This is a genomic window from Enterococcus pseudoavium NBRC 100491, from assembly GCF_001544295.1.
GTDB classification, from domain to species: Bacteria; Bacillota; Bacilli; order Lactobacillales; family Enterococcaceae; genus Enterococcus_A; species Enterococcus_A pseudoavium.
The window spans coordinates 13,173-30,360 of record NZ_BCQF01000016.1 but is presented as its reverse complement, the minus strand read 5'-3'; the positions used below and the strand labels follow the sequence as shown (position 1 = coordinate 30,360).

At 39.7% G+C, this 17,188-nt stretch carries 16 protein-coding genes and 2 pseudogenes; 14 read left to right on the top strand and 4 right to left on the bottom strand.

Going from position 1 to position 17,188, the window contains the following annotated elements; translation table 11 throughout:
* The first annotated feature begins 7 nt into the window (after positions 1-7).
* From EP1_RS08675 to EP1_RS08635, 9 genes are read left to right on the top strand one after another with little or no spacing between them, the layout of a single operon-like run.
* On the top strand, positions 8-883 hold the full coding sequence (locus EP1_RS08675; RefSeq protein WP_067626486.1) for a carbohydrate ABC transporter permease: 876 nt from the start codon (positions 8-10) through the stop codon (positions 881-883).
* Positions 876-1,715, top strand: a complete 840-nt coding sequence (locus EP1_RS08670; protein WP_067626485.1) for a carbohydrate ABC transporter permease — start codon at positions 876-878, stop codon at positions 1,713-1,715. The genes EP1_RS08675 and EP1_RS08670 overlap by 8 nt, the downstream gene beginning before the upstream one ends.
* A gap of 21 nt (positions 1,716-1,736) precedes the next feature.
* The gene (locus EP1_RS08665) at positions 1,737-2,786 is read left to right on the top strand and encodes a zinc-binding dehydrogenase (RefSeq protein ID WP_067626483.1); all 1,050 of its coding nucleotides are present in this window, start codon (positions 1,737-1,739) and stop codon (positions 2,784-2,786) included.
* A 12-nt stretch (positions 2,787-2,798) separates the two neighbouring features.
* Positions 2,799-3,599: a sugar phosphate isomerase/epimerase family protein gene (locus EP1_RS08660; protein WP_067626481.1), complete on the top strand. Its 801-nt coding sequence runs from the start codon at positions 2,799-2,801 to the stop codon at positions 3,597-3,599.
* 39 nt (positions 3,600-3,638) lie between these two features.
* Complete coding sequence (locus EP1_RS08655) at positions 3,639-4,670, top strand: Gfo/Idh/MocA family protein (RefSeq protein ID WP_067626479.1); 1,032 nt, start codon at positions 3,639-3,641, stop codon at positions 4,668-4,670.
* A complete protein-coding gene (locus EP1_RS08650) occupies positions 4,667-6,841 on the top strand; it encodes a glycoside hydrolase family 65 protein (protein WP_067626476.1) in 2,175 nt (724 codons plus the stop codon). Before EP1_RS08655 ends, EP1_RS08650 begins: the two co-directional genes overlap by 4 nt.
* 3 nt (positions 6,842-6,844) lie before the next feature.
* A complete protein-coding gene (locus tag EP1_RS08645; RefSeq protein ID WP_067626474.1) occupies positions 6,845-7,966 on the top strand; it encodes a glycerate kinase in 1,122 nt (373 codons plus the stop codon).
* The gene (pgmB, locus tag EP1_RS08640; protein ID WP_067626472.1) at positions 7,959-8,627 is read left to right on the top strand and encodes a beta-phosphoglucomutase; all 669 of its coding nucleotides are present in this window, start codon (positions 7,959-7,961) and stop codon (positions 8,625-8,627) included. Before EP1_RS08645 ends, pgmB begins: the two co-directional genes overlap by 8 nt.
* Position 8,628: 1 nt before the next feature.
* A complete protein-coding gene (locus EP1_RS08635; RefSeq protein WP_067626469.1) occupies positions 8,629-9,735 on the top strand; it encodes an ABC transporter ATP-binding protein in 1,107 nt (368 codons plus the stop codon).
* Between the two features lie 97 nt (positions 9,736-9,832).
* Here EP1_RS08635 and EP1_RS08630 read toward each other — a convergent pair whose 3' ends face one another.
* Positions 9,833-10,435: a DJ-1/PfpI family protein gene (locus EP1_RS08630; RefSeq protein WP_067626467.1), complete on the bottom strand. Its 603-nt coding sequence runs from the start codon at positions 10,433-10,435 to the stop codon at positions 9,833-9,835.
* 144 nt (positions 10,436-10,579) lie between these two features.
* Here EP1_RS08630 and EP1_RS08625 point away from each other — a divergent pair, with 144 nt between their 5' ends.
* The 4 genes and pseudogenes from EP1_RS08625 to EP1_RS08610 all read left to right on the top strand — a co-directional run.
* Positions 10,580-10,999 (top strand): Lrp/AsnC family transcriptional regulator, encoded by a 420-nt coding sequence (locus EP1_RS08625; protein ID WP_067626465.1) that lies wholly within the window; start codon positions 10,580-10,582, stop codon positions 10,997-10,999.
* Between the two features lie 258 nt (positions 11,000-11,257).
* Positions 11,258-11,905, top strand: a complete 648-nt coding sequence (locus EP1_RS08620) for a YczE/YyaS/YitT family protein (RefSeq protein WP_083507523.1) — start codon at positions 11,258-11,260, stop codon at positions 11,903-11,905.
* A 263-nt stretch (positions 11,906-12,168) separates the two neighbouring features.
* The gene (locus tag EP1_RS08615) at positions 12,169-12,453 is read left to right on the top strand and encodes a transposase (protein ID WP_001232998.1); all 285 of its coding nucleotides are present in this window, start codon (positions 12,169-12,171) and stop codon (positions 12,451-12,453) included.
* A gap of 23 nt (positions 12,454-12,476) precedes the next feature.
* Positions 12,477-13,319, top strand: a pseudogene (locus EP1_RS08610) (IS3 family transposase); the annotation flags it as partial.
* Positions 13,320-13,473: 154 nt separating this feature from the next.
* On the opposite strand, the pseudogene EP1_RS08605 reads toward EP1_RS08610, so the two are convergent.
* The 3 genes and pseudogenes from EP1_RS08605 to EP1_RS08595 form a co-directional block, all read right to left on the bottom strand.
* A pseudogene (locus tag EP1_RS08605) lies at positions 13,474-14,720 on the bottom strand (IS256 family transposase).
* Between the two features lie 219 nt (positions 14,721-14,939).
* Entirely contained in the window at positions 14,940-16,082 is a 1,143-nt protein-coding gene (locus EP1_RS08600) for a chloride channel protein (RefSeq protein ID WP_067626463.1), read from the bottom strand.
* Between the two features lie 62 nt (positions 16,083-16,144).
* A complete protein-coding gene (locus tag EP1_RS08595; protein WP_067626461.1) occupies positions 16,145-16,495 on the bottom strand; it encodes a DUF488 domain-containing protein in 351 nt (116 codons plus the stop codon).
* A gap of 185 nt (positions 16,496-16,680) precedes the next feature.
* On the opposite strand from EP1_RS08595, the gene EP1_RS08590 reads away from it, so the two are divergent.
* Complete coding sequence (locus EP1_RS08590; RefSeq protein WP_067626459.1) at positions 16,681-17,055, top strand: potassium channel family protein; 375 nt, start codon at positions 16,681-16,683, stop codon at positions 17,053-17,055.
* Positions 17,056-17,188: the final 133 nt, after the last annotated feature.

The following is a 17,188-nucleotide window of genomic DNA, read 5'->3' as shown; positions in this document are numbered from 1 at the left end:
GATGTATATGAAAAATGTAGCAAGAAGTTCGGATACAAAATTTGCTTTGGCGTTGTTAACACCAAGTATAATTTTGTTGGCTGTATTAGTATTTTTTCCGATGCTGTCAAATATTCAAATCAGTTTTTTAGATGTTCCTTTGAATGCCAGTCTCAAATCGACCTTTATTGGACTAAATAACTATTTGGATATTTTAAAGGATGGTGCTTTTTACAAATCGTTAGGGCTAACGATCGCATATACGGCACTAGTCGTTTTTGGTAGTACGGCACTAGGCTTGATCGTAGCGATTGCCTTTAATCGTGAATTTAAATATCGCGGGCTTGTGCGTTCGCTAATCATTTTAAGCTATGTTACGCCATCAATTTCATTGATTTTTGCTTGGAAATATATGTTTAACAATGGTTATGGAATTATCAATAATTTATTGGTAGATAAGTTGCATCTATTTGAACAGGCTCCTTTATGGTTTGATAATCCAGGCTCAAGTTTCGCATTAGTCGTGATTTTTGCGATTTGGCGCTATTACCCGTATGCGTTCATTTCACTTCTAGCGATTTTACAAACGGTAGATAAGAGTCTTTATGAAGCGGCTGATATTGACGGGGCTAATTTTTGGCAAAAATTTAAAATCGTTACTTTACCAGCCATTAAACCTGTGTTAGCGACTGTGGTCGTTTTACGCTCGATCTGGATGTTCTATATGTTCACAGATGTGTATTTACTAACCAATAAGGTGGATATTTTAGGGGTTTACTTATATAAGACGGCCTTTGCCTTTAATGATTTGGGTAAGGCATCTGCAATATCAGTTATTTTATTCATCATTATTGCTGCAGTTATTTTACTTTCAAGAAAGCGGGTGGATTTAAACAATGGCTAAAAATAAAAAGCTGAAACGAGTGTTCTTTTATGCTGCAATTATCTGCTTTCTAGGAGTTAATTTATTTCCATTTTGGATTATGTTAATGACTGCGTTTAAGGAAAGTGCCGAAGCAATCTCCACGTCTCCGACAATTTTGCCGCGCCATATTACGACAGAACATTTTTTTGATATTTTTAATCCAGATATATTCCCGTTTGTGGATTATTTTAAGAATAGTTTGATTACCTCGATCGCAGCTTCAGTGATTGCCGTGATTATCGGGATTGGTGGTGCCTATGCACTGGCTCGCTTAAATTTCAAAGGACGTAATCAGATTAATGCGAGTTTTTATACCGTGTATATGTTTTCAGGTATTTTAATTGTGGTTCCGTTATTTAAAATCATTGCCTCTTTAGGCCTATATGATACACGGACCTCGATTGTAATTACTATGGTGGTCCAAACACTTCCGACGGCCATTTTCATGTTGCGAAGTTATTTTGAAACGATTCCAAAAGATATTGAAGAAGCGGCCATGATCGATGGTTTAAGTCGTTTCCAAATCATTATCAAGATTATGATTCCATTAGCTTTTGCGGGGATTGTTTCGGTCTTTGTTTATTGCTTTATGGTTTCTTGGAATGATTTTCTATTTGCCTCAATCTTCCTATCATCAACAGATAAATTTACTTTACCAATTGGATTAAACACCCTGTTTAGTACACCGGATTATGTCTGGGGAAGAATGATGGCGGCATCACTAATTACGGCTCTACCAGTCGTGATTATGTATGCAATTTCAGAACGGTTTATTAAAGGCGGCGCTATTGAAGGCGGCGTCAAAGGATAATAAGAAAGAGGATGGAAACAAATGAAAAAATTAGTTGCACTTGAAAAACAAGTCGCTGGCTTAAAGGATTACGAAGAAAGAGCTATTGCAGCAGATGAAGTGCTGATTAAAGTGAAATATGCGGCACCTAAACCTGGTACTGAGGTTGTGGATTTTAGAGGGATCAGTCCGTTTATCGATGATGAATTTTCAACTGAATGGAATATGTTTATGCCACGAGAAGCCGGCAGCCCACGCGGTATCGAATTTGGAGATTTACCATTAGGAAATATGGTCGTTGGGGAAATTGCTGAAATCGGTAGTCAAGTAACCGAATATCAAGTCGGTGATATTGTTTGTACTTACGGATTTATTAGAGAAACAGTAATTGCAAAAGGTGTCGACAATTACAAATTACGTAAAATGCCTAGTTATGATAAATGGAAAAATGCGGTCTGCTATGATCCGGCACAATTTGCTATGGGTGGAACACGTGTTGCCAATGTCCGTGCAGGAGATGTTGTGGCTGTGTTTGGTCTTGGAGCAATCGGTTTGATCGCTGTTCAGATCGCTGTAAAAGCTGGAGCAAAAGTGATTGCACTTGATCCAATCGAAGAACGTCGCGCTTTAGCTGAAAAATTTGGTGCTTTCCAGACAATCGATCCAATTAAAGAAGATGCTGGCTTGAAAATGAAGGAATTAACGAATAAATTAGGGGTTGATTCAGTCATTGAAACGAGTGGAGCGGCCAGTGCCTTACAAGCATCGTTACGTGGGATCGCTTATGGCGGGATCATTTCTTATGTTGCTTTTGCTAAACCATTTCCAGCAGGGTTGAATTTTGGTCGTGAGGCACACTTTAACAATGCACAAATCATCTTTGCACGTGCATCAAGTGAACCTAATCCAGAATATCCACGTTGGGATCGTAAGCGGATCGAAGATACTTGTTGGGAATTGTTGATGAATGACTACTTGGATTGTTCAGAAATCGTAGCACCAATCGTGCCGTTATCTGAAAGTGCCGAAGCATTCATGCAATATGTCGATCGTGAACCACATCTTAGTGTAAAAATGGGCGTTGAAATTTAAGGAGGATTTGTCATGAAATTCGGAACACAAGATCAAGCTTTTTTCCCTACTGATATTAAGGAAAAATTCCAATACATCAAAGACATGGGCTTTGAAGCGTATGAAATTGATGGGAAATTACTAGTAGAACATACAGAAGAAGTAAAAGAAGCAATGAAAGAAACCGGGATCGTCATCGAAACAGCTTGTAATGGTTACGATGGTTGGATTGGTGATTTTATTGAAGAACGTCGTTTACGGGGAATCGAACAGATCTCAGAAATTTTACGCGCATTAGGCGAAATTGGTGGTAAAGGGATTGTCGTTCCAGCGGCTTGGGGCATGTTTACCTATCGCTTGCCGCCGATGGTTTCACCAAGAAGTCAAGCCGGTGATTTCAAAGCCGTGAGTGATTCGTTGTTGCAATTGGATAAAGTCGCAGCAGAAACAGGTACAAAAATCTTTTTAGAACCTTTAAATCGTTACCAAGATCATATGATCAATTTATTAGCGGATGCTCGAACTTATATTGATAAAAATGAACTAAAAAATGTTGAGATTACTGCTGATTTTTATCATATGAATATTGAAGAAGATAACATTTCGACTGCGTTGACTGAACAAAAAGATTATGTTGGTCATATCCATTTGGCAGATAATCATCGTTATCAACCGGGTTCTGGTGCGATCAACTTTGTTGAGCATTTCAAAACAATCAAGGAACTGGGCTATGATGGCTGTTTGGTTTATGAATGCCGTTTACGCGGGGAAGATTTGCCGACAATTTATCAAAATTCATTAAACTATTTAAAAGAATGCATGGAAAAAGCATAGTTGGATTCTCAACTATGCTTTTCTTGAAAGGGATCAAAAATGAAAAAAGTAGCAATTGTTGGAGCTGGACAAGTGGCAGAAACGGTCCACGCAGCCTATTATCAAACAAAACCAGAAGAATTTTCTTTAGTAGCGGTAGTCGATCCAGATTTGGCGCTAGGCGAGGCATTTTGTCAGAAAAATCATTTTAATAAAGCCTATACTTCAATAGAAGAAATGTTGCAGCAAGAACAACCAGAAATAGTCAGCATCTGTACACCTAATCGCTTCCATTATGAAAGCGTGTTATGCGCTTTAGAAGCCGGCTGTGCGGTGTTCTGTGAAAAACCACCAGCAATGACCAGTGCGCAAGCAAAAAAAATGTGGCAAACAGCGGAAGCTCATGGAGCAATCCTAGGCTACGACTTTCAACATCGCTATTCGGCTGAAGCACAAATGCTCAAAGAAAATATTGAATTATTAGGTGATATTTATTTTGTGGATGCTTTGGCATTAAGACGTTCCGGTGTTCCGGGGTGGGGAAATTTTATCGATAAAAAGCTTCAAGGCGGTGGTCCGCTGATTGATTATGGTATTCATATGCTTGATACAGCTTTGTACTTATTGAATTTTCCAAAGATTAAAACAGTTTTCGCTCATGATTTTCAAAAAATTGGACCTAAAAAAAATCATGGAACTTTTGGCGCTTGGGATCCTGAGAAGTACACGGTGGAAGATTCATTATTCGGTGTGTTGGAATTAGAAAACGGCGGGATTATTCGAATAAATACTTCTTTTGCTTTAAATATTGAAAAAACCAAAGTTTTGGATATTCAACTTTGTGGGGATCAAGCCGGAGCAAATCTTTATCCAGGGAAAATCTATACAGATCAAGACGGAGAACTAGTGCTCTTAAAAGAAGCGAAAGAGTCGTTGGAAGAAATCCACTATACAAGTATTGATAATTTTTGTCGTAAGGTGGCGGGAGATCCACAGGCAGTTATTGCCGACGGAAGCCAAGGCTATATTATTCAACGGGTAATTGAAGCTTTGTATCAATCAGCTGAGACGGGTGAAAAAGTAGAGCTATGAGAATAGAATTTAATCAATTTGATGAAGAAACACTGAATAAAGAAGCAACCTTAATGACCATTGGAAATGGCTACTTAGGTCTTCGGGCGGTTCAGGAAGAAAACTATCGCAATCAAGATCGTGGCTTCTTTGTACGCGGGATTTTTGATCGGGCGGTTGGGACAGAGTCAGCAGAACTAGTGAATCTACCAGATATCACAGCATTGGAATTACGAATAAATGGTGAAGTCTTTTCAATGAACAGCTCTAAAATTAGCCAATACCAACGCTATTTGGAGCTTTCAACCGGAGAACTGGTACGTTCACTGATATGGCAAACAGCTTCCGGACAAAGGGTTCGGATCACTAATAAACGAATTGCCAATCAAAATGAAAAAAGTCAGCTGGCTTTTCAATTAATCGTGGAACCTTTAGATGAGGATACGTGTATGATTTCGGTCAAAACAGGAATTGATGGTCAAGTATCAAACGGTGGCAATCAACACTTCATTGAACAAGATTTACGCGTATTTGACGAGCGCCTGTTGGTTGCTGAATATGAAACGATCGAAAGTCAGCTGAAACTTGGTTTAGCAATGCGGCTTAATAAAGCAGGTGTGATTTCTGCTAAGAATCGTAAAATTCAAACAACCATTAGCGAAACCTGTAGTAAAGAAGCCCCCTTTATTCTAGAAAAAATGGTGTATGTTTTTTCAGGTTTAGAAACAGAATCGTCGTTTGAAGCGGCCAAAACAGCCGGACAACAAAATGTTTCTTATGGTACAGTTTTTGCAGAAACTAAGACGGCTTGGAAGGATTTTTGGCAAAATCATCGCGTAACGATTGCCAGTGAGAAGCCGTTTGATCAGCAAGCGATTGACTTTGCTTGTTATCATCTTCAAATTATGACACCAGATGCTCCACAATTTAGTGTGGGGGCCAAAGGACTGACTGGTGAAGGCTACAAAGGCCATGTATTTTGGGATACCGAGATTTTTATTTTGCCTTTCTTTCTTCACAATTATCCTGAGATTGCTGAAAGCTTACTCAAATATCGCTATTTCCGTTTAGCCGGCGCAAAAGAAAAAGCACAGCAAAACAATTATCAAGGAGCCTTGTTCCCTTGGGAGAGTGCGTTGACAGGTTACGAAGAAACACCAAAGTATGCGGCTATTAATATTCGGACCGGAAAACGCCAAGTGATTTCATCGGCCATGGCTGAGCATCACATCGTTGCTGATATTGCTTTTGCGGTGATGGATCTTTATGAAACCACTAATGATCAAGTTTTTATGGATCAGTATGGAAAAGAATTACTAAAAGAGACAGCGCTTTTTTGGCTTAGTCGGGGCGAAGAAGTTGCGGGTCGAATTGAGATTCACGATGTTATTGGTCCTGATGAATACACGGAGCATATCAATAACAATGCCTATACGAATTATTTAGCGGCTTATAACGTTCAAGCGGCCTTGGACCATTCGACTGGTGATGAAGAATTAAATCAGCAGTTTGAAGAGTTTCTTGCTAAACTATACTTACCGGTTCCTAATGAAGCAGGTTTGATTCCACAAGATGATAGCTTCTTAACAAAACCGAGTATTGATTTAAAAAAATATAAAGAACAAGCGGGGAGTCAGTTGATTCTAACGGACTATTCACGGCAAGAAGTAATTGATCGGCAAATTTTGAAACAAGCCGATTTAGTTATGCTGATGTATTTGCAACCGCAACTCTTTGATTTTGAGACCATCAAGAAAAATTTATATTACTATGAAGAACGGACAATTCATGATTCTTCTTTAAGTAAAGCGATCCATGCGATTGTTGCAGCACGAATCAATGAGGCTGAATGGGCCTATGAAATGTTTCAAGCAGCCTGTCGGATTGATCTGAATGATCAACCACATACCAGTGATGAGGGTATCCACGCTGCATCCTTAGGGGCAATTTGGTTAGCGACTGTATTCGGTTTTGCAGGAATCTCAAAAGGAGAGCAATTAGCAGTGACCCCACAACTGCCCAAAGCTTGGCAGCAACTACAGTTTTCTTTCTATTGGAAAAATGAAAAGATTCATTTTGATTTAACCCAAGATCGTCTGATCTTATCCAAAGCTACTCAAGCGGAGTTACCAATCATGATTGATGGTCAAGAGTATCACTTGAAACAAAAATTAGAATGGAGGCGAAACTAAGGAATGAAAATATTGCTGATGCCGGATTCATTTAAAGGAAGTCTTCCTGCAGGTGAAGTAGCAGAGATTTTGAAAAGAGGGTTTAGTCAAGTATTTCCCGCTGCAGATTATCGCCTGTTGCCCGTTGGTGACGGCGGAGAAGGGACCCTTGATGCCTTGTCACAAAGTATTGTCATGGAAGAAAGAAGCCAAACAGTGACTGGCTGGGATGGCCAACCATTTTCCATGCGTTATATGTATTTTCAAGAACAAGCATTTTTCGAAATGGCTGATTTAGTCGGCTTGCCAATGTTTTCTGAAGAGCAGCAAGCCCCATTAACAATCTCAACAGTCGGTTTAGGTGAATTGGTCTTAAAACTACAGCAGACAGGAATAAAAAAAATCTATATTGGTGTCGGCGGAAGTGCCACGGTTGACGGTGGGATTGGTTTTGCCGCGGGACTCGGTTATCGTTTCTACGATGAGCAAGAGAAGTTATTGGAACCGCTGGGTTGTAATGTAGGACGAGTAGCGCGGGTGGATGACTCGAAGGTCCCTAAGATTACCGCAGAAGTTTATGCGGTAACAGACGTCAAAAACGTCTTATGTGGCAAAGCGGGGGCCACGTATATTTTTGGTCCGCAAAAAGGTTTGAAACAGACGGAACTGGCTGAAGTTGATCAAGCCATGAACCATTTTTATCAAATCGTATCCCCGACTATTTTTACTGTTTCAGGCAGTGGTGCGGGTGGTGGCTTGGCAGCTGGAATCATTCAATTTGCTCAGGGACAGATCATTCATGGGATTGATTTTGTATTGGATGCGTTGAATTTTGAAAAAGAAGTCCAAGATGCAGATTACATTATTGTGGGTGAAGGCAAGATGGATCGGCAGAGTATGTCAGGTAAAGCACCGGTGGGGATTGCTCAGCGAGCACCCAAAGAGACGGCAGTCATCGCGATTTGTGGCAGTGTCGAGACTCAGTTGTCAAATTTCCAGGATTATGGAATTACTGCCTGTTTCCCGATTATCGGCGAAGTCGGGACACTTGAAAAAGCATTAAAAGAAGCAGAAGTTAACTTAGAACGGACAGCGATGAATGTGGCTAGTCTAATAAAAAGTACAAGGGGCAAAGACATTGAGTAAATATCTTGGAGCTATTTTTGATTTGGATGGTGTGTTAGTCGATACTGCGAAATACCATTTTCAAGCATGGAAGCAGTTAGCCACACAACTGGGAATTCCATTTACCGAAAAAGATAATGAACGATTAAAAGGCGTCTCACGGGTGAAATCCTTAGAAATTCTTTTATCGTTAGGAAATAAAGAGTATTCAGTCGAAGAACAAGAACAATTTTTAGAACAGAAAAATCAGGTCTATGTCGATTACATTAAAACGATGGATAAAAGTGAAATTTTACCTGGTGTGATCGCTTTGATTCAAGAACTGAAAGATCGAAAACTAAAAATTGCCTTGGGGTCAGCTAGTAAGAATGCTGAAATGATTTTGAAAAATACGGAATTATATGATTATTTTGATGTAATTGTCGATGGAAACCACGTAGCAAAGGCCAAACCTGACCCGGAAGTTTTTCTTTTAGGAGCAGAAAAAATGCAGCTTCCGGCAGAAGCCTGTATCGTTTTTGAAGATGCTAAAGCGGGAATTGAGGCGGCCCAGCAAGCAGGGATGTTAGCGGTTGGCGTAGGTTCTAGCGTGAATTTGCCCAATGCTGATATGGTCGTCAAGGATTTGACTGAAATCACTGTTGCCGAGCTTTTAGAGTTCAATAAAAAGGATGGGATGTAAAATGACACAACTTTCATTAAATCATATTCATAAAAAATATGAGAATGCTGAAAAATACTCAGTAACTGATTTCAATTTGGAGATCGATGACAAAGAATTTATCGTTTTTGTCGGACCTTCCGGTTGTGGAAAATCGACGACATTACGGATGGTTGCCGGTTTAGAAGATATCACAGAAGGAGAGCTGAAAATTGGTGGGAAGCTGATGAATGATGTGGCTCCTAAAGACCGTGATATTGCGATGGTTTTCCAAAACTATGCCTTATATCCTCATATGACGGTATTTGATAATATGGCTTTTGGTTTAAAATTGAGAAAATATGACCCAGCCGATATCAAGCAACGTGTCGAAAATGCTGCTGAGATTCTAGGATTAAGCGAATACCTTAAACGGAAACCAGCCGCACTTTCAGGAGGTCAAAGACAACGGGTCGCATTAGGCCGTGCGATTGTTCGGGATGCAAAAGTCTTCTTAATGGATGAACCGTTATCAAACTTAGATGCTAAATTACGGGTATCCATGCGTTCAGAAATTGCTAAATTACATCAACGTTTGGGAACTACGACGATTTATGTTACGCACGACCAAACAGAAGCGATGACAATGGCCGATCGAATCGTTATTATGAAAGACGGAATTATTCAACAAGTTGGAACACCACAAGAAGTTTACGATACACCACAAAATGTATTCGTTGCTGGTTTCATTGGTTCGCCCGCGATGAACTTTTTTGAAGTTACCTTAAATGATGGAATCATCAGTGATAACCATGGTTTACGATTGAAAATTTCTGAAGGTGAAAACAAATCATTAGTTGAAAAAGGTTATGAAGGAAAGTCGCTGATCTTTGGAATCAGACCAGAAGATATTCACAGTGAGCAGATTGTCATTGATTCTTCTGAGGGAACAGTGGTCAATGCAGAAGTAATGGTCTCTGAGCTATTGGGAGCGGAAACCTTGCTATACACCAAAGTTGGCGAGACAGAATTTGTCTCAAAAGTCGATGCCCGCGATTTCCACAAACCCGGTGAACGCGTTGAATTGGCTTTCAATTTGGCAAAAGCGCATTTCTTCGATCAAGCAACGCAAAAAGTCATTTCACTATAAAATTAGCTCAAAAAAGCCGTATCCTCAAAAATAGGATACGGCTTTTTTTGTAGATTGATCAGACTTTGCTCTACCTAGCGAGGAGATTTTTGTGTTGCTAGGCTTTTTTGCTGGGCGTAAAACCCATCCGTTGTTTGACATCCAGTACATTTTCTTCGGTCGTTAAAATTTCTAATAAACGGAAGGCGACATCTAAGCCTGTTTCGGGTGATGAGGAAGTAATAATATTTTGATCCTCCACGATTCGATCATCTGGTTTTACTAGAACGCCTAATTCTTCCATTTGACGTTGTCGAGGATTATTTTTGAAGCGGTAGGTTGTTCCGAAACGTCCGGAGAGCACTCCGCTTTTAGCGACGGCAAGGCTGCCGACACAAATGGCTGCAATGGGCTTGTGTTGAGCGTCAAATTTCCGAATTACCTCTAAGAAAGCATCGCTAAAAGCATCTTCGTAAAAATTTGCTTCTTCAAATCCACCTGGGATGGCTAACGCATCAAATTCAGCTAAATTTATCTCCTTCAATTGTTGAGTGGGGATACAAGAATAGCCCCAAGTACAAGATAAAACCGGATGTAAGCCAACAGAAATTAGATCGGTTGAACGATCCCCTTCATAAAGATTCCAGCCAAACACATCGGTAAAGACACTTGCCTCATAGGATTCAAACCCATTTGCTAGTAGCAACAAAACTTTTTTCATCGATCGATTCCTCCTTGTTGTTTCTTTTATGATAAAGTAAAGTAACGTCTCCCTACAGTTGATTTTTAATTCTTTTGGTGGAAATAACTACGTTAATTAAAGAATATCCATGAATAAACTTAATAAAAGAAAGGTGGAAACAGAATGGATGAAACAGACAAAAAAATATTAAAACTTCTAAAGCAAAATGCGCGGTTACCTTATAACAAAATTGCGCAGGAAGTAGCGCTCAGTTCGCCCGCGGTAAAAGAGCGGATCACAAAAATGGAAGAAACAGGGATCATTGATAAATATACTATTAATATTAACTATCAAAAGATGGGGAAAAATATTACGGCACTGATATTGTTTGAGACGGTTAACTGTAAAGCGTTTCGTGAATTTTGTTCCACCCAGCCGATCGTTTTGAAATATTATCGGATTGCTGGAAATTATAGTTATCTAGTAAAAGTTGTCGTAGAAAATATGGAGATGCTCGAAGCATTTATCGACGAAACCATGCGTTTTGGTATCCCATCTACTCATATTGTCTTTTCATCGGCGACCAATGATCTAATAGAATGATGTCACTTTATTATGAAACAAACGGAATGTCCCTCAAATCACCTAGTGGGTGGAATCATTTTTTGATAAAAATGGGCAAAATGGCTAGCTGCTTTGACAAAACGTCAATTGCTCCTTAGGATAGAGTAGGACGCATTGATACATAACCTGAAAATATGCGGCGGTGATAGGCTTAGTTCAGCTGGTTTTTCCACTATTGGGAGCAGCCCTGAAACAAGCCGATCGCGGCTGTTTTTTTATTGTGAAAGGAGTCTTGTTATGCTAGCAAAAATAAAATCCTTAGTGGTTTTGTTTATGGGAATTAGTTTGATGTCGATTGGAATTGCATTGGCGAAGCTTGCGCAATTAGGGACCTCACCGATCTCGAGTATTCCCAATGTGATGAGTTATATCATGCCCTTATCGATTGGAAATCTGACGATTATTTTTATGATCTTAATGATTGTTTTGCAAATGATCCTCTTACGTGAGGTGAATCTTTCCATTATGTTACAGATTGTGCCAGGAGTGATCTTTGGCTGGTTGATTGATGTTTTTGTGGTGGGCTTCACTCGGCTGGGGTTGCCTGCATTCATGGATCATTACTTCGAACAACTGGTCTTTACCTTGATTGGAATGCTCGTGTTGTCTTTTGGAGTATTCCTTGAAGTAAATTCCCGGTCGATCTTAATGCCAGGGGAAGGTTTGGTCGTGGCACTAACATTGCGGACCAAGCAACCTTTTGGAAAATTAAAAATGTTTACGGATTTGACAATGGTGGCAGTGGCGTTGATTATCTCGCTACTCTACTTTCAAGGTCTTGTCGGCATTCGCGAAGGTACGCTCATTACTGCGTTATTCACCGGACGGCTCGTAGCACTTTATGAACCTTTGATTCCTTGGGTCGATCGTTTGACGACCAAGTAAATGGGAGTGATTTAGCATATTTAATCAGCCACAGCAGTGTGATGCATGTTACGGAGGATCAAGAAGCAAGGGATTAGTATAAAAATACGCTAGCTCCAATGAAAGATTTTGAAAAGGAACTTTCGTAAAGTAAATTAAGGTAAGTTGTAAATTAAGTTGTGATATAAATAATCAGTAAAAAGGGAGCTTCAATTCCTAAGTGGAATGGGCTATGATACACTTTTCTTGACTATCAGTTACGTTACCGGAAGGAATGAACTCTATTGAGAAAAACATATGATCGTGAATTTAAACTAAAGATTTCACAGGATATCCTTGAGAAAAAAGTAACTACCAAGAAAATTGCTGAAGAATACAATATCTCTCGTCCAACAATTTCCCGATGGGTTTCAGAATATCATCGATACGGAAAAAATGCTTTTGCTGGACAAGGAAAAAGATTACCTGATAAAGTAGATTTCTACATTCTTGAACAGGAAAATAAACGGCTAACAGAGGAAAATGAAATTCTAAAAAAGTTCGACACGTTTGTGAAGCAAAAAAAGTAGTTCGTTTTGAGTTTGTTCACAAACATCATCAACAATATTCAATTCAAACTTTGTGCAGGATTTTAAATGTAAGTAGGCAAGGATATTATTTATGGCGGAATCGTCAACCCAGTAGGACTCAACTTCGCCATAATTTTTTAAAACAGAATATTAAGCGAGTGTTCTACGAACACAAAGGTCGATACGGATCTCCAAGAATCGCTCAACAACTTTACGATGAAGGAATCGAAACCAATAAACGTGTTGTGGCGGTCCTTATGCGTGGAATGAATTTATGCGCAAAAGGATTTCATCGACGCCAATCTTCTTATGGCAGAGGAAAAGCAATCGAAGAAATAGTAAAAGAAAATTTATTGAATCGACAATTTGAACAGAGCCAAATCGATGCTGTTTGGGTGACAGATATTACTTACATTCCTTGTAATGACGGTCGCCTCTATTTGTCCACCTACATTGACTTAGCAACTCGTATTCCACGTTGCTATATGTTGGATTCAAACATGAAAAAAGAAATTGTCATCCATCCATTACAAATTTATAAAGGAGAATTGCCTACGGTAATTCATTCCGATAGAGGTAGCCAATATCGGTCTCTTAGCTATCAAGAGCTGTTGACCGACCACCACATTACACATTCAATGAGCCAACCTGGGACTCCTGTTGATAATGCGGTAATCGAATCGTTTCATCGATCAATCAAACGAGAATTAATCGAACCCAACAAGCATAAAAGTAAAATAGAGATGAAGGTGTTGATTCAAGATTATTTAGAAGACTACTATCCAAACAAAAGAATCCATACAAAATTTATGATGACTCCTCGACAATTTGAGGCGAAGAAAATAAGTAATCTAACCGACTGTTAACTAAACTGTTGCAGGTCCCAATATTTGAAGTGGGTTTGTCAACTAAACTGTGGAAGTTAAATAGTTAAGAGTTTTTAACAACCAAAATTCTCTTGGCTATTTTTGAAATCAAATAAATTTTGATTGGACACGTAGTTGAATAAACCTACCGTTGTTACGGAAGGTAAATCGCATACTTTTCAATTCTAGAGGAGAAGGCCTCGTTAATCATTAACTGATTAAGCACCATGGCCCAGTTCTGGATTCGACCTCCTGCCTACTTCGTGTGTAATTCTTTCGTACGTAAATAAAGTAATTTTAGGAGTGCACTCTCATTGGAGAACGCTCCTTTTTTTGTGACTTTTCTGAAGCTGGAATGAACACTTTCAACCGCATTGGTAGTGTACATGATTTTTCGAATGGCACTACCATAATCAAATAGTTGTTCAACATGAGCAAAGTTCCGTTTCCAAACATCTACAGCACCAGAATAATGAGACCATCGATTTTGAAAACTGTCGAAGGCGGCATGTGCAGCGTTTAGAGACGAAGCACCGTAGAATTTTTTCATGTCTCGGCAGACTTCCTTGTAGTCTTTGCTTGGAATATAACGCAATGCATTTCGAACAAGATGAACAATACAGCGCTGGACAATTACTGAAGGAAAGATTGCTTTTGCGCCTTCTTCGAGACCAGAAACACCGTTCATCGAAATGAAAAAGACATCTTCTACCCCACGTGCTTTCAATTCATCGAACACTTGCATCCATCGATTTTTAGATTCTGTTTGATTTAACCATAACCCTAAAATCTCTTTATTTCCTTTGAGATCATAGCCAAGAATGGTGTATACAGCATATTCTTTGGCTTCATAGTTTTCTCGTAAAGTAACATACATACAATCGACGAATAGAAAAGCATAGCACTTGGGCAATGGTCGGGCTTGCCATTCTTCCAATTCAGGAAGGACAGCGTCAGTGATATCTGAAATCATTTCATGAGAAATATCAAAGCCATAAATATCTTCAACGGTTGCGGCGATATCTCGTTGACTCATTCCTCGAGCATACATGGACAGAACTTTGCCTTCGATGTCGGAGACATCTCGTTTTCTCTTAGGAATTAACTCTGGTTCAAAGGAAGCCTCCCGGTCTCTAGGGACACCAATAGCTACTTCACCAAAACTGGTTTTAAGCGTTTTATTTCCATAGCATTTCGACGATTATCGTGTTCCTTAGGCTCCTTAGAATGAGCATCATAACCTAAATGGTTATTCAATTCTCCTTGAAGCATCTTTTCAAATAGGGGACCAAACACATCTTTCAAAGCATCTTGCATGTCATCGACAGATTCAGGTTGATAGGCATTCAGAATCGATTCAGCTAACTTTTCGGCATCAGGATTTCTTTTCTTTCTAGCCATTGTGTAATCACCTCTTGATCTTATTTTAGAAAAAGAAAAACCGCAAAGCAACCACCTGCCTAGGATTGATGGTTACTTACACGGTTTATATTACACTCTCTTTATTGGTAATTATTGGTGTACTTACCCTTCGATTGTTTATGTATGTTTTAGCCTTCCCAGAAGTATCAGCATTTTTGCTGTTATCTTTCGGTGTCCTCTTCCCTGGAGATGGAATCCCTATTTTCGATCCAATTCAGGGAGCAGAGCAGCAGTGACCGCCGGTTGGTTAAGAATGATCGTGACACTGGCTGCGACTGCGATCGCTACAATCAATCCCGGGGTGTAAGGGAATAAACTAGCTAAGGCTAAACCTAAGGCTGTACTGGAAAAAACTGCGGGAAAAATTTTTCCGCCGCGCCAGCCAAAAGCAAAACAAAGATTCGTCAACAAGGCCTTGCCGACTGCTAGTAGAAAAAGGAAACTGACCGTGAGCCCCGTATAATTTTCCGACAGACCTAAGAGTTCGTGCTCGCCGGAAAATAAGAAATAAGAAGACCACATGCCAAATAGTCCAATACACAATCCGGCTAGTAGTGCCAGTAAGACTGGCTGCTGTATTTTTTCAGCGATTTTATCGCTGAGGCGTTCGAGGACTAAAAATAAATAGCCAAAAGCAATGCCTAAAAGAGCGGCCGGCAGAATCAAAAGCCAAACTTCTTTAGTCCAAGCAACTGTTGGCAGGCGGAGTTTGAAAATCATTTCTTTAGGAAAAAGTTGCTGAACAAAGGCGAAACCGATCAAGCCAAAGATTGTGCTCAAACCGTAGAGTAGCAGTTTGCGCCATTTGATTTTGTGAGATTTATGGGCTAATTTTTCTTCAAAAGGTGTTGCGACCCCAACTAACGGAGCGTGAAAGATGGTTGCCAGCATCGCGCCGATCCCTAGTTTCAAAAATTCTTCCTTCCGCGCAAAGGTAAACTTCAGTCGATCACCGACCCAACTGATCAGACCACCTAAAATACTTGCCAAAGCGGCTTCGGGTCCGAGGCTGGCACCGAATGTCAGAACGAGCAAGGCTCCAATGAAATTTTTGGAGAGTTGCCGCTTGTATTTAACGGCATTGGTGGCTTTGAATTCCTCTAATGTGTCTTCCATCGTTTTCGGATAATCACCCACGTAACGTTGAAATAAACCGACCAATAAGCCACCGATTAAGCCAAAAATGATGGGATAATAAACCGGCAGATCAAAACGTTGCGGGATCGTATCCCAAACGAGCTGGATCATCAGATTGACGATCGTTAAAAATAAAGCAGATAATAATCCGGCTAAAAAACCTAAAATGGCCGAATATAACATAAACACACTATTAAATTTCATTATTTCCCCCTTAGTCATTCATTTAAAAAATACGTGTTAGAGCCACTTTTTCGCTGGCCCCTTTATTGTTGCAATAATTCTAGTAAAACCTGTGCATTGTTTTGTGTTTCGTTCTTTGCCCCATAGATCAAGGTAACGACATCCTGCGTAGCTAAAACGGATTTTAGCTCTACTAAAGCGGATTTTTGCGGTTCAGATTGCAATTCGGCTAAATAATTGCTTTTAAACGTCGGATACTTGGTTTCTTCGTGATTGAACCATTTTCGTAACTCAGTACTTGGGGCGATGTCTTTTAGCCATAGATCGATTTTTTCGACGTCTTTTGATTTGCCACGAGGCCACAAACGATCGACTAAGACGCGATAGCCATCTGCCGCACTAGCAGGTTCATAGGCTCTTTTTATCTGTAACATCAAACCACTTCCTTACTTATTATTGTAACAAAGTTAGTTATAAAGCAGTTACTGAAAACTATTTTTTTCTTTTATTTTTCACCACGGCGCGGCACTTCTTTGGTAAACTAGGAGTAGTAAGTCGCAGCAGAATCTTAGTGAAGATTTGGCTGCAGTGGGAAAACAAATTTTGAAAGGCGGTAGTCATGGTTGCGTTCTTCTTATTATTTCGAAGCTTATGGCGAATTTTAAGGATTTTATTTCGTCAGGAAGAACAAAAGGCGATTATGCTGGCTGTTCTTTTTATCTTATTGATTGGCACTTTTTTTTACCACAATGTGGAAGGGATGACCTATCTAGATGCCTTGTATTTTTCGGTGATCACGTTAGCGACGGTGGGATTTGGTGATTTGTCGCCACAGACAGCTGTGGGGAAAATTTTTACGATCGGCTATGTCTTGATCGGTGTCGGGATCCTAACCGCGTTGATTGCTAATTTCAATCGCGCTTTACTCGAATTCCACCAACAGAAAAAACCACTAAAGGAAACAGAAGGCTCGAGGGGCCAATTGGACGAATAAAAAAGTGTTTGAGAAAAGAGTAACAGATTCTCAGCCTTTTTTTTTCGTCTTTTTTTACGATAGACTTTGTTTGTGTAAACGGATACAATTGAATGGAAGACAGTTTTGAGTTTGTGATGGTGGAGGAAAAAAG

Bases quoted from the DNA above. Each gene is read 5' to 3' on its own strand.
- EP1_RS08630 (WP_067626467.1), bottom strand. From the start codon at position 10,435: ATGAAAAAAGTTTTGTTGCTACTAGCAAATGGGTTTGAATCCTATGAG.
- EP1_RS08665 (WP_067626483.1), top strand. From the start codon at position 1,737: ATGAAAAAATTAGTTGCACTTGAAAAACAAGTCGCTGGCTTAAAGGAT.
- EP1_RS08670 (WP_067626485.1), top strand. From the start codon at position 876: ATGGCTAAAAATAAAAAGCTGAAACGAGTGTTCTTTTATGCTGCAATT.
- EP1_RS08675 (WP_067626486.1), top strand. From the start codon at position 8: ATGAAAAATGTAGCAAGAAGTTCGGATACAAAATTTGCTTTGGCGTTG.
- EP1_RS08650 (WP_067626476.1), top strand. From the start codon at position 4,667: ATGAGAATAGAATTTAATCAATTTGATGAAGAAACACTGAATAAAGAA.
- EP1_RS08595 (WP_067626461.1), bottom strand. From the start codon at position 16,495: ATGTTACAGATAAAAAGAGCCTATGAACCTGCTAGTGCGGCAGATGGC.
- EP1_RS08655 (WP_067626479.1), top strand. From the start codon at position 3,639: ATGAAAAAAGTAGCAATTGTTGGAGCTGGACAAGTGGCAGAAACGGTC.
- EP1_RS08625 (WP_067626465.1), top strand. From the start codon at position 10,580: ATGGATGAAACAGACAAAAAAATATTAAAACTTCTAAAGCAAAATGCG.
- EP1_RS08600 (WP_067626463.1), bottom strand. From the start codon at position 16,082: ATGAAATTTAATAGTGTGTTTATGTTATATTCGGCCATTTTAGGTTTT.
- EP1_RS08620 (WP_083507523.1), top strand. From the start codon at position 11,258: ATGCTAGCAAAAATAAAATCCTTAGTGGTTTTGTTTATGGGAATTAGT.
- EP1_RS08645 (WP_067626474.1), top strand. From the start codon at position 6,845: ATGAAAATATTGCTGATGCCGGATTCATTTAAAGGAAGTCTTCCTGCA.
- EP1_RS08590 (WP_067626459.1), top strand. From the start codon at position 16,681: ATGGTTGCGTTCTTCTTATTATTTCGAAGCTTATGGCGAATTTTAAGG.
- EP1_RS08660 (WP_067626481.1), top strand. From the start codon at position 2,799: ATGAAATTCGGAACACAAGATCAAGCTTTTTTCCCTACTGATATTAAG.
- EP1_RS08635 (WP_067626469.1), top strand. From the start codon at position 8,629: ATGACACAACTTTCATTAAATCATATTCATAAAAAATATGAGAATGCT.